Source organism: Paenibacillus sp. FSL M7-0420 (assembly GCF_038002345.1).
Lineage (GTDB): Bacteria > Bacillota > Bacilli > Paenibacillales > Paenibacillaceae > Paenibacillus_AQ.
The window spans coordinates 812,617-825,334 of sequence record NZ_JBBOCJ010000001.1 but is presented as its reverse complement, the minus strand read 5'-3'; the positions used below and the strand labels follow the sequence as shown (position 1 = coordinate 825,334).

Below are 12,718 nucleotides of genomic sequence, written 5' to 3'. Positions count from 1 at the left end.
ATTCAGACTATTCTCATCTCTGCTTAGCATCTTCATTCCCTGCCTCCCGTCTTTCGCCGCACTCTTCAATCCGTACTGCTGTTCTTCACCTTGCCCCGTTTGCGCAGCTCCTTGAGCAGCAGCACCAGGAACTGGGCATCGTCGACAAGGTATCTTTTCCATAACCGGCCCGGCTCCTGGCTAAGTCTCCATAGCCACTCCATGCCGGTTCTCTGCATGAAATCCGGTGCCCGCTTCACCGAGCCGGACAGGAAGTCGAAGGTTGCACCTACGCCGATAGAGACCGGCGCCTGGTAGGAGGTATAGTGACGGTAGATCCACTTCTCCTGCTTCGGTGCACCTACTCCTACGAATACGATATCGGGCTGGCTCTCGGTCAGCAGCCGGATAATATGCCGGTTCTCTTCTTCGTTGTGCTCGAAGCCGTAGGAAGGAGAGTAACAGCCCACTACGTTAATGCCCGGGAAGGCGGCCTTCAGATTTTTGGTAGCCTGCTCCGCCACACCCTCGGCGGCACCGAGGAAGAACAACCGGTATTGCCTTTGCTCGAACGCATTGCCCAGGCGGCTGAACAGGTCTGCGCCGGACACCTTTTGCTTCAGCGGCTTGCCGAGCATTTTGGACGCCCAGATAATCGGCATCCCGTCCGCGACTACGGCACCTGCTTCGGAATACACTTCCCGGAACTCTTTATCCTTGCGCAGCTTGATCACATGGTCGACGTTACAGGTCAGGATGTAGGATTGGTTCCTCTCCTGAATGGTTCTGTCGATATAATCCAGCAGGTCCATGAAATCATAGTTATCGAAATTGACATCGAACATGTTCACTTGGTTCATCGTATCACTTCTTTTTGTGGGGAATCGGCCAGCTGTGAAGATCGATACAGGCAGTTCAGGTACCAACAGAACGGAATGATGAATTGGACCGTCGACAGCGTGTTATCCGTGAAAGAATAGATCAGAAATGCTGCAATAAAGAGCAGGAAATAAGGTTTGACCGCCGGCAAAAGAACTCTGTATACCATAAGAAACACAGCGAGCAAGGACAGCAGCAGCAGGATGGCCCCGACGTATCCCCCATCGTAATAAAAGCGGATATATTCGTTATGCGGAACCACGAACCCTCCGTAGAGCGTTCCGTCATTCGCCACCGTTACGGCTCCAAGCCCCCGCCCTGCCACCGGCGAATCCGCCGCCTTGTTCAGGAAGTACTCCCAGGCCTCCGCCCGCCCGGACAGGTCAATTCCCGTCTCGGTCGTCCGTTCGAAGGAGCGCTTCTTGAGGTTGTCGAGCTGCAGGTACACCGCCGAGGTAATGATCAGCAGCGAGCCCAGCAGCGGGAGCAGGTACTTCTTCTTGCCCTTCAGAAAAGCGCGGGAGATATCATAGAAGTAATAGAGCACCATCAGGACCAGGGCGAGAATCGGCCCGCGCGTGCCTGTAATCACCAGAATGAAGAAATTCAGCCCCAGCATGATGTAATTGAACCGGGTATACTGCGGACTGCGCTTGATCTCGATGAACGCGATCGCTACCCCCATGAAGGCCAGCATCGCCAGGTGAGGTGGTATGTTCGCCCCCTGCACCCGTACCGCGCCTGTGAACTCAACGGCTACCAGTGAATGTATATTCGCAGCCTGGAGCACCACGCCCAGCAGCATGCTAACCAGCGGCAGCAGGGTAATGATCCGAATCTGCTTCTCGGCGACCTCCTTCTTCCAGTTGATCAGCAGAAGCACGAAGGGCAGAGACAGTCCGATGAAGGCTTTGACCGCAATCGATGTGCTCATCTCCGGCAGCCAGATGGAGAAGCTGAAGGTGAGCAGAATCAGGGCCAGCATCGCCCATAAGGGTGGGCTGAGCTTGAACCTCAGGCCATTGACCAGGATACACGGCACCAGCAGCATCAGAATAACCAGCTTGTAGAGCGACAGGATCTCAATACCGAACATACTCCCGCTGTACAGGAAGTTAATCGAGACCGCTGTGGTCAGCAGGACGAAATAGCTGATCAGTTCAGGGCGTGACAGGGAGGCAACCAGCAGCAGAATGAAGAATACGGCCGCTACTGCGATGACCGGCTGGAAGATGACGGCTGTTCCCAGGAACAGTGCGGTTACGAGATAGAGCATTCCATATGGCAGACTATTGATTTTGGAGCCCCACTCAAAATGGGTCATCGCGCGTACCTCCCCTCACCCCGCTGCGGATTCCCTCTTCCGGTTAAGAATCATATGAAGAGTTCCGCGAATACTCTCCAGCCGGCATTTATTCAGCAGCCTTCTCCCCTTACTGCGGGAGAGAACAGAATCTGCCAGGATGTAGATGACTTTGGCACCTGTCTTGCCCAGGAGCAGCAGATGCCCTTTCATTCCTTCACTCTTCATAGCGTTTGATATGCCTTGGCTGTAGTACCGCTTCATGATCCAGTCCTCCGTCAGCCGGTTAGCCGGAACGAAATGATCCACGGCCATTTCGGGATGATAGAGAATCGAATGCCCTTCCTGCTGCAGCTGGCTGAACAGCCAGGTCTCTTCACCCGAGAGCAGCGAATCGCCCTTGCGGCCCAGCTCCAGCGGGAACAGGCTGATATCGAATACCGGCTTGCGCATCGCCATGTTGGCCCCGCAAGGGTGAAGGCGCTTCGGATACTCTTTGATCCGGCTCCCCAGATCGACAATCGTATAAGGAAGCTCGAACGGCTTGATCAGCCAATCCGGGCGCTTGCTCTCGAAGATCGGAGCAATCCTGCCGCCCATAGCCATCACCTCGGGCTTATCCGCAAAGGTGTTCACAATGGTTGTAATCCAGGTCCGGCAAGGGATCGCATCATCATCCAGGAAGGCGATGAGCTGCGATTTGGAAGCCAGAATCCCCGTGTTCCGGGCTGCTGACAGCCCTTGAACCGGCTCCAGCAGATAACGGATATCCATATCCGCACCATAGGTTTCGATGAACCCCTTAATGGCGGCCGCCGTATCATCCGTGGACTGGTTATCCACGACGATGATCTCGGCCTGGTGCAAATTCTCCAGCGGCAGCAGCGAATGAAGAGTCTTCACCAGCAGCGCCGACCGGTTATAGGTGCATATGATAATGGAAATCTCAGGTCCATCTCCGTGTACGAACATCGGCATCACCTAATTCCCATATTTTTAATAAGCATTTTTGGAACCCAGGAGCATCAGGCCAGTCTTGACAATAATCTTCAGATCCAGCATCGTGCTGCGCATGTGGATATACGTGAGATCCAGCTGAACCATCTCGTCAAAGCCGACGCTGTTTCTGGCATTTACCTGCCAGTAGCCGGTGCAGCCGGGGGTTACCATCAGCCGCTGCTTGTCGTATTCCGTGTACTGCTCCACCTCTTCAACGAGCGGAGGACGGGGACCCACCAGACTCATATGCCCCATCAGCACGTTCCAGAGCTGCGGCAGTTCATCAATACTGGTCTTGCGCATGAATCTTCCAATCCGCGTAATGCGGGGATCATTCTTGATCTTGAACATCGCGCCGCTTACTTCGTTATAGGCCATGAGACTCTCCTTCAGCTCCTCGGCATTAGAGACCATGGATCTGAACTTGTACATGGGGAACAGCTTCTCGTCCTTGCCGACCCGCATTTGGCGGAAGAACACCTTGCCCTTCGGATCTTCCAGCTTAATCAGAACAGCCACCACTGCGAAGAGCGGGAGCAGGAACAGCAGCCCCAGGGCAGAGAACAAGATGTCGATGATCCGCTTCATGACCAGATAGGATTCCATTCCCTTGCTTTCTTCACCCGAATGCAGCATGTAAAGTTTCGGCAGGACGGCCTCATAGTCTTCCGGCAGTTTTTGCATGCTCATCTCTCCTCATTTCTCGTAAAGGTTTATGCAGCCTTACTTCTTGACTCCGGCTTGTGTCGCTCGCTTTCGGGGAACCGTCTCAGCTGCTGAGCGTGGTCTGTCCCGCTTTGTTCAGCCATTCCGCCATAGCATCCATGACCTGATAACGCAGATCTTCGCTCTCTAAGGCAAATTCCAGTGTGGTCAAAATATAGCCGAGCCGTTCGCCAACATCATATCTTGTACCGTCGAAGTTATAAGCGTAGACACGTTCGCTCTGGTTCAGCTTCTGAATGGCATCCGTCAGCTGAATCTCACCGCCTGCGCCCTTCTCCTGAAGATCGAGATACTTGAAGATCTTAGGGGTAAAGACATAGCGGCCCATGATTGCCAGATTGGAAGGCGCTGTTCCAAGCGGAGGCTTCTCTACGAAATTGTTCACCCGGTAGAGCTTCCCGTCCTGCATATCCGGCTCGATAATCCCGTAGCGGTTCGTAAATTCATCCGGGATAACCTGTACCCCGATCACCGAATTCTGGGTCTCTTCATACTGGTCGATCAGCTGCTTCAGGCAAGGGACCTGTCCGGTTACAATATCATCGCCGAGCATAACGCCGAACGGCTCATCGCCGATGAACCGTCTGGCACACCATACGGCGTGGCCTAGACCCTTGGGTTCCTTTTGCCGGATGTAGTGAATTTCCACCTTGGAGGACCGCTGCACCTCTTTGAGCAGCTCCAGCTTACCGTCTTCCAGCAGTCTGGACTCAAGCTCGAAGGCATTGTCGAAATGATCCTCAATCGCCCGTTTGCCTTTACCGGTTACAATGATGATGTCTTCAATCCCGGAGGCAATGGCCTCCTCCACGATATACTGGATCGTCGGTTTGTTGATAATAGGCAGCATTTCCTTGGGCATTGCCTTGGTCGCCGGAAGGAAACGTGTGCCTAACCCGGCCGCCGGGATAATTACCTTTTTTACCTTTTTCATCACACATACCTCCCAATAGTTTCGTTCACATTGCCGCTTCGGTGTTCTACTTGGTCTGGTTCATTGCTATTCCGAGAATCCTTACACCTGTCTGTTCCATGAGACCTTTCAGCTTGCGGAGCGCTTCGCGCTTCGTCCGGCCGTGTCTGGCGACAATGACCACCCCGTCCGAGAGCGGGGCCAGAATCCGTGCATCGCTGTAATCGACCCCCTGCGGCGAATCCAGCAGAATCAGATCGAAGCTTGCCTTCAGCTCCGTAAGCAGTCCGGCCATTCTTTCGCTGCCGAGCAGGTCAGGCGGGCTGACCGTACTTACTCCGGCAGGGATTACCGCCAGATTCGCCAGGCTGCCGTATACCAGAACGTCCTTCGCTTCCTCGTAGCCGCTCAAGTAAGCTGCCAGCCCCTGGCTGCCTTCCACATCGAAGACGCTGTGCAGGCCAGGCTTCCGCAGGTTACAATCCACCACCGCCACCTTCTTGCCGTCCTGTACGAAGGATACGGCCAGATTGGAGAGAATCGTGGTCTTGCCTTCGCCGCTCTCCGCTGAGGTGAAGAGCAGCACCTGTCCGCCGGGCCCCTTCAGCAAGCCGAGCTGGCGGATATACGTGCGCAGCGAGCGGAAGGATTCGGAGACATGCGAGGACGGGTTCATATCTGTAATAAGACTTCTATTCAGCCGTAACATATTTGCCCTCCCCTACTCTTGCCTTGTCATTATCCGCACTGCCGAAATCGCGTTTGCGGATCGCCGGAATACTGGCAATGACCGGAAGGCCAAGCTCAAATTCCGCTTCCTTCTCGTTTCTCAGCGTACCGTTCAGCGTCTCCATCAGCAGGATAATCCCGACCGCTGCCATCAGTGACACCACGAAGCTGATCAGAATATTCATGGTCACCCCGCCGTTGACCGGCAGAGGCTGGGCTGCAGGATCAGCCGGAGTCAGGAATGTTACATTATCCAGATTCATCAGTGCCGGCAGGCTGCGGATAAAGGTCTGCGAAACCGCGTTTACAATCGTAGCTGCGGTGCCGTAATCCTTATCCTCCACGGTCAGATTAATCACCTGGCTTTTCTCCGAGGATTTAATCTGCAGCTTGGCAGCCAGTTGGCCCGCCGTCAGACCGAACTCGGGATGCTCCGCGATTACACTCTTCATAATGGTTGGCGACTTCATGATTTCCTTATAGCTCTCGATGAGGTTAAGACTGAAGTTCAGTGCGTTGAGATTATTGCTCTCGGGGACATTCACAACGTTGTTGACCAGTAGCTGTCCAGAGGCGGAGTAGACGGGTGCAACGAAGTTTTTACTGACGTAGAAGGTGGTGGCGCAGGAGATCAGTACAAATACCATGATTAACCATAATTTTTTCTTTATCAGGTTAATGTAATCCAGAATCGTCTTTTCCACAGTAACCCTCCTTCCGCTTGTGTTCGTTTTGAAAGCAATCATGAAAGTTTCAGATGTCTTGCTTTTATTCTATCAATGCGCAGGATTTATCACATGCCCCCTCGCATCACTTTACACTTCACTTTCGAGTACCCCCGTTTGGTCCGCTAGAGGGGGTGAATGGTATACTTTAGTACCATATCCATGGAAAATGCTAACACCCCCGGTGAGCCTTGCCTCCTTCAGGTGTTTACTTACCCAAACACAAAAATCACCCAGCCGGGTGAAGGATGCCGGTGCACCTTCGTGTCAGCATTCCGCGCGAGCACAATGTATGCTGTTTTTCGCATACATTTGGGCCGTGTGCCTGCTTGCGAGCTAATGTATGCTGTTTTTCACATACATTCAGGCCGTGTGCCTGCTTGCGAGCTAATGTATGCTGTTTTTCACATACATTCAGGGCGTGTGCCTGCTTGCGAACATAATGTATGCTGTTTTTCGCATACATTCGGGCCGTGGACCTCACAGCCGCCCGATGTATGCTGTTTTTCGCATACATTCGGCCCGCACCCGATAATCTTCCCCCCTTCTTTGATTTCCCGGAACGCAAAAAAACACGGACAGTATTGTCCGTGCTCCGTCCCCGATCATTCACAGGGATGATTATTAATCGTATGACATCTCATATTTGGTAAGCCCGACAGCATTGGCGTATAAGGCCGCCTGCGTCCGGTCCGCCACCTGCAGCTTCGCCAGAATCTGGCTGACATGCTTCTTGACGGTGAATTCGCTGATGAACAGGCGTGAAGCAATCTCGCGGTTGCAGGCCCCCTGTCCCAGCTCGATCAGAACTTCCTTCTCTTTGGGTGTAAGCTCATCCGTCGGACTGCTGCCGCTCATGCGCATCTTATCTTCCATCAGCCCGGGATCGTAATACTTCCTGCCCTTGTGGACCAGTTGAATTGCAAACAGCAATTCCTCAGGCAGAGCTTCCTTCAGTACATAACCGTCTACCAGCACTTCCTCCGCCTTCAGGAAATCTTCCCGGCTGGCTGAGGATGTCAGCAGGATGAACTTGCATGAGAATCCGCGCACGCGGGCTTCCTTGATAATATCCAGGCCCGATTCATCGGCAAGCTTCAGATCAATCAGCACAAGATCAGGCTGTATCTCCTCAATCACGAGAAGAGCTTCTTGGCCATTCGTTGCTTCGCCGGCAAACTGCAGATTGGACTGCATCGATATCACAGATGCCAATCCTCTTCTCACCAAAGGGTGATCATCAACAATGACGATTTTCACTTGAACGACCTCCTGCCTAAAGTTTATGCATTTTTCAGTTCAGCCACACCGACAGGTATAGAGATTAAAATTCTGGTTCCAGCGTTCTCGCTGCTGGTTAACTGGAAATCGCCTCCAAGGGACTGTGCCAGATATTGCATATTCTTCATTCCCAGTCCGCCTGAGTGATCCTCGGATTCAGCCCAGATCAGATCTGCATCGAAACCGATGCCATCGTCGACAATCGATAGTCTAATCCATTTCGGCTTAAGCGACAGTTCTACATCCACCCGGCTGGCAGCACCGTGTCTTATGGCGTTGCCGGTCGCTTCGGAGATAATCCGGAAGAGTGCCTTGTGGTAAGGATAAGGGAGACTGAAATCATCCCCCGTTATTTTCAGTTCAATCTCAACATCATTAAGCCGGGAGAGGCTCTTCAGATGCGAGCGCACCATCCCGAGCCAGCTCGGGCCGCCGCTCTTCTTCGAGCTGAGGCTGTAGATGGTAATCCGCAGCTCCTTGGCTACCTTGGTGGCTGAATCATGGATAAGCTCAATCTGCTCCTCCAGCTCCCGCTCAGACATTTTGCGCCACGTCTGCTTCAGGGAATGGGTCGCATAGACGATGCCGAAAAGACTCTGGGAGACACTGTCGTGCATCTCATCGGCGATCCGGTTCTGCTCGTTCGTGATGATCAGCCGGTTCTCGATCACGCCCAGCTCGTGGCGCTCAAGAATAATCGCACTCAGCTCCGACAGGAACATCAGTTGCTGGATATACCACCGGCGGCCCTCCAGCCCTTCCGAGGCTTCCAGCTTCACGCCAATCATACCGACGAACCGGGTGCTCATTCTTACCGGCATCAGCAGGAAGTCGCCGATCCCCGGCATACTCTTGAATACCGGTTCACGCTGCAGCCTCCATTCATGCTCATGCTTCTCCAGCTCCATGAACAGAAAGCGCTCCTCCTCATGCTGCCATCCCGTCTGGCGGCTCTGCGGAGCAGGCTCACCGCTTTTTTTGGCGAACCAGAACAGGGCCTTCTCCAGCTTGGTAAGCTTGACCACATAGTCGGTAATGACTTGGCCAATATTCATGAAGTCATGCTGGCTTGATGTTTCCACGATGTGATAAAGCGATTTGATATGCTCCATGGTATCGTTGGTCCGCGCGTTCGCTTCCTCCCGCTGCCGCTTTATCCCCTTAACCATCTGCATAACTATAACCGCGAGAGCCAGGGCTAGAAACAGGTTACCATTGGCAAGCATAATTTCAGCTATCGTAAGACCCGGAGAACCGGCTTCCATGTAGCCCGATACCGCCACCATGGCAATATACCCCAGGATCAGACTCCAGACACAATACAAAGAGAGCGCACCCGCCGCAAACAACACCGGATTAAGTACATATAGCTTAAAAGGACTATCGTATCCTCCAGTAAATAACATCAACACCGCAATGAGTGCCGTCTCCATACTGACCATCAGCATTAGAGTACGGGCTCTTGCATGGAACCTCCGGTAATAGTACGGGAATAGTTGGGCAAATAAGAATAGCACAATGATTAGTAGGGATTTGTATATTACGGAAGGCCCCGCAGAAACCATGAGGTACATAAACGATGTGAGGGACAAAGAAAAGATTCTGAAAAAGGCGATCGTACGGTCTTCGACTGTTAATTTAATGTTCATCCCACCACCCTATTCTCCAGTTTGTGGAAAATTCGAGTTTATTCTAAGCTATGTTTAAAAGCATCATACATGAGAAAAATCACAATAACAAGTTTCGATTTCTAATGATAGCGTTTACTTTGAAAATAAAATGGGTATAATTATTCTTTTTTCATGAAAAATTAACCAACTCTATCCAGCTTCTCAAATGATAGCGTATGCAAAATTATCCAATTCAGCTCCAGGCATGACAAAGAGCCTCTCCCTCCAGGGACAGGCTCTTCAAAAGAGAAGTCTTCGGTTACCGGTGAGTACACCCGGCACAGTCTATTCGGTCACCGCCGTCACAGCTTGCTCCAGCTTGGCATTATTACATATACAAATTTGATAGCGCTGTTCGCCAACGATATGATACCCGGTGGACAAAATACGCAAGGTATGATTAGGTCCTACCACCTTATGGAGACTGCGGCAACTGATGCAGTAATACTCTCTCAATAGTCTCATCTCCGGCATAGTCTAGAAGAACTATTCTAGAACTGCTAATATTATCTAGAGCATATCACTGTTTTTTTCTGCGTGTCAACAAAAATCTGCAAAAAACGACATTATTTCGAGACTCTTTTAAGATAAAAAGTAGAATTATGTCGTTTATTATGTCAGAGATGATTCCGGCAGGTCTGCGGGGAGAGGCCCATATATTTCTTGAATAGCCTTGAAAAATAAAAACTATCCCTATAATGAAGCATTCCCGCTATCTCCTGCACCTGCAGGGAGGTATTCAGCAGCAAATGCTTGGCCTCGGCCATCTTCAGCCGGTGGATATATTCATGCAGCGGGTACCCGCTGCTCCGCCGCACTGTGCGGCGGAGTGTAGACATGGACAGGTGCAGGCGCTCGGCCATCCCCGGCAGATCCGGCTGCTCATAGATGCAGGCATTCAGCGCCTCCCGGATCAGCGGCATGGCTTCCTGCCGCCACGGGCGGCGGCTGCCCTGGAGCTGCAGCGAGCATTCCAGCAGCATCTCCTCCAGCAGCAGCGCAGCCCGGTCCGCGTTACCGGAAACATCTCCGGCCATGTAATCCAGAACCTTTTCAAAGGACGCTTTCAGCCCTTCCGCCTTATCCCCCCGGGTCACCTCTCCACCCGCAATCATTCCCGCTTCCAGCCATTCTGTGACACGGCTTCCGCTGAAATTAATATAGTATTCATCCCAATACCCGCCTGGGGGCGGTCCGAAGCTGTAGCTATAACCGGGTCTGAAAAAAAACAGGCTTCCCTCATGGACCTGCTGCTCCGGTCCTCCGTTCTCCGTATAAGTTCCGCCTCCTGCGACTATATATACAAGTGCCCAGTGTTCAAAGGTGACACCCGAACGAAACAGCGTTCTTCCCGGCAGATGGCCGGCTTGCCCGACACGAATCGACTTCAGGCGCAGCCTGGCGGCCTCCACCTTCGGATCAATAATTCTTACTGGATACGGGCTGATCATATAATCCATGAGCTTGGGCATACACTGCATTCCTCCATGTGTTCAGGAGTGGTATGTTGATAATGAAGATGATCATATTCTACATGAATAAGAGGTGTCCACGCTATGTCTGATGTTGTTCACTTACAGCTTTTTCCCCGGCCGCAGAAGATCACGGTATCCGCAGGACAGTTCCACCTTCCTTCCCGGGGCAGCATTGTGCTGGCCGGTGAGGATCAGGTGTCTGCCCTTCCCGCAGCCCGCAGGCTTCAACAGACCGCTTCCGAGGTGGTCCGTCTCAGTCTGCCTCTGTCCATAGGGCAGCGGTCTGCCACAGTTCCGGCTTGCACTTTCCGCTATAACCCACTGCTTGCAGAAGGAGCCTACGAGCTGCACATTAACGAAAAAGGTCTCATTGCCGCTTACAGTTCTCCGCAAGGCGCTTATTATGCAGCGGCGACACTGAAGCAGCTCCTTGTGCAATTCGGCAGAACTGTGCCTTATCTGCATATTCAAGATCAGCCGGACTTCGCCGCCAGAGGACTGATGCTAGATATCAGCCGCAACAAAATCCCCAAGCTGGAAACCCTGTACCGGATCATTGATCTCATGGCGGACCTCAAGCTGAATCAGCTGCAGCTATATATAGAAGGAGCTCCGTTTGCTTACGAATCCTTCCCGCAGGTATGGGAGCTGGAAACTCCGCTCACCGGCGATGAAATCCTGCTGCTGGATGCCTACTGCTGCGAGCGGTATATTGAGCTGGTGCCCAACCAGAACAGCTTCGGCCATATGGAAGGCTGGCTGACCCGGCCGGAGTTCAACCATCTGGCAGAGATCCCCGAAGGCTTCATGCTCCCGGATCAGATGTATGATAGCGATTTATACCCGGAAGGATTGTTCATGCATCCCGGCACCTTCCATACGGAGGACCCTGAGGTATTGCAGCTTCTGGGCACGATGTATGACGACCTCCTTCCCTACTTCAGCTCAGAGATGTTCAATGTCGGCTGCGATGAGACTTATGAACTGGGACTTGGCGCAAGCCAGGCGCTGGCGGAGTCTTCCGGCAAAGGCGAGCTGTATCTCTCCTTCCTGCAGAAGATTCACGGACTGGTCAAGCAGCGCGGCAAAACCATGCAGTTCTGGGGCGATATCATCATCCAGCATCCCGGGCTGATCCCCCGGCTGCCGAAGGATATCATCGCCATGGAATGGGGGTACAGCGCGGCTCATCCTTTTGAAGCGGATACCCGCAAATTCAAGGAAGCAGGCATCCCGTTCTATGTCTGTCCGGGAACCAGTTCCTGGAACTCGCTCACCGGCAGGACCGACAACATGCTCGCCAATCTGCGCAGCGCTGCGGTGCATGGCAAGAGAAACGGCGCTGTCGGCTACCTGATTACCGACTGGGGCGATTTCGGCCACTGGCAGCATCTGCCGGTCAGCTATGCCGGATTCGCCTACGGGGCAGCACTGGCCTGGAATGTAGACGGGAATCTGGAGGCGGATGTGGCGCATTATCTGAACACGTCGGTCTTCCAAGACCGCTCAGGAACCATCGGACAATTGCTGCTAGATCTGGGGAACTACTATAAGCTGGAGTCGGGCACGGTCCGCCCGAATGACACGGAGATGTCTATGCTGCTGCGCAGCCATCTGGAGCATGTGCAGCTGGCTACGAAGCTGCCTGTAGAGCAGCTTGACAGGCTTGAGCAGTACATCCTCGGCCTTGAAGCCCGGCTTGAGCAGCCGGTTCTGGAATGCAGCGATGCCGGGCTGGTGATCCAGGAGCTGCGCAGCGGCATTCACTTCGTGAAGCATGCCGTGCAGCTCACCCGGCTCAAGCAGCAGCTCGCCGCAGCCGATTCGCAGCCCCAGGCAGCGCAGGTTCAGGCGCTGATCCATGACCTGGATCTGCTGCTCCACCAGTACCGCCAGCTCTGGACCCGGCGCAACCGGCCGGGCGGCCTGGAGCGCAGTGTCTCGAAGCTGGTCCGCCTGCGCGGGGAATATACCGCACTTGCCGCCAAGCTGAGTGGGGCGGCTGTGGAGTAAACATCATTCCATGCCAAAAAAACAAG

Annotated in this window: 11 protein-coding genes; 1 reads left to right on the top strand and 10 read right to left on the bottom strand. The window is 53.2% G+C overall.

What is annotated here, in order from left to right:
• Positions 1 to 65: 65 nt before the first annotated feature.
• From MKX51_RS03520 to MKX51_RS03475, 10 genes are all read right to left on the bottom strand, one after another.
• A complete protein-coding gene (locus MKX51_RS03520) occupies positions 66 to 839 on the bottom strand; it encodes a WecB/TagA/CpsF family glycosyltransferase (protein WP_076078985.1) in 774 nt (257 codons plus the stop codon).
• On the bottom strand, positions 836 to 2,182 hold the full coding sequence (locus tag MKX51_RS03515; RefSeq protein WP_340991219.1) for an O-antigen ligase family protein: 1,347 nt from the start codon (positions 2,180 to 2,182) through the stop codon (positions 836 to 838). The genes MKX51_RS03520 and MKX51_RS03515 overlap by 4 nt, the downstream gene beginning before the upstream one ends.
• Before the next feature lie 15 nt (positions 2,183 to 2,197).
• Positions 2,198 to 3,133, bottom strand: coding sequence for a glycosyltransferase (locus MKX51_RS03510; protein WP_340943852.1), 936 nt, complete (start codon positions 3,131 to 3,133; stop codon positions 2,198 to 2,200).
• 24 nt (positions 3,134 to 3,157) lie between these two features.
• Positions 3,158 to 3,850, bottom strand: a complete 693-nt coding sequence (locus MKX51_RS03505; RefSeq protein WP_036693606.1) for a sugar transferase — start codon at positions 3,848 to 3,850, stop codon at positions 3,158 to 3,160.
• A gap of 79 nt (positions 3,851 to 3,929) precedes the next feature.
• On the bottom strand, positions 3,930 to 4,820 hold the full coding sequence (gene galU, locus MKX51_RS03500; protein WP_340756620.1) for a UTP--glucose-1-phosphate uridylyltransferase GalU: 891 nt from the start codon (positions 4,818 to 4,820) through the stop codon (positions 3,930 to 3,932).
• Between the two features lie 46 nt (positions 4,821 to 4,866).
• The gene (locus tag MKX51_RS03495; protein ID WP_340991218.1) at positions 4,867 to 5,508 is read right to left on the bottom strand and encodes a CpsD/CapB family tyrosine-protein kinase; all 642 of its coding nucleotides are present in this window, start codon (positions 5,506 to 5,508) and stop codon (positions 4,867 to 4,869) included.
• Complete coding sequence (locus tag MKX51_RS03490) at positions 5,492 to 6,232, bottom strand: YveK family protein (RefSeq protein WP_036723433.1); 741 nt, start codon at positions 6,230 to 6,232, stop codon at positions 5,492 to 5,494. The genes MKX51_RS03495 and MKX51_RS03490 overlap by 17 nt, the downstream gene beginning before the upstream one ends.
• Before the next feature lie 645 nt (positions 6,233 to 6,877).
• Positions 6,878 to 7,513, bottom strand: coding sequence for a response regulator (locus tag MKX51_RS03485; protein ID WP_036693598.1), 636 nt, complete (start codon positions 7,511 to 7,513; stop codon positions 6,878 to 6,880).
• 23 nt (positions 7,514 to 7,536) lie between these two features.
• Complete coding sequence (locus tag MKX51_RS03480) at positions 7,537 to 8,982, bottom strand: sensor histidine kinase (RefSeq protein WP_340943857.1); 1,446 nt, start codon at positions 8,980 to 8,982, stop codon at positions 7,537 to 7,539.
• Positions 8,983 to 9,821: 839 nt separating this feature from the next.
• The gene (locus MKX51_RS03475; RefSeq protein ID WP_340991217.1) at positions 9,822 to 10,676 is read right to left on the bottom strand and encodes an AraC family transcriptional regulator; all 855 of its coding nucleotides are present in this window, start codon (positions 10,674 to 10,676) and stop codon (positions 9,822 to 9,824) included.
• A gap of 84 nt (positions 10,677 to 10,760) precedes the next feature.
• Here MKX51_RS03475 and MKX51_RS03470 point away from each other — a divergent pair, with 84 nt between their 5' ends.
• The gene (locus MKX51_RS03470; RefSeq protein WP_340991216.1) at positions 10,761 to 12,692 is read left to right on the top strand and encodes a beta-N-acetylhexosaminidase; all 1,932 of its coding nucleotides are present in this window, start codon (positions 10,761 to 10,763) and stop codon (positions 12,690 to 12,692) included.
• Positions 12,693 to 12,718: the final 26 nt, after the last annotated feature.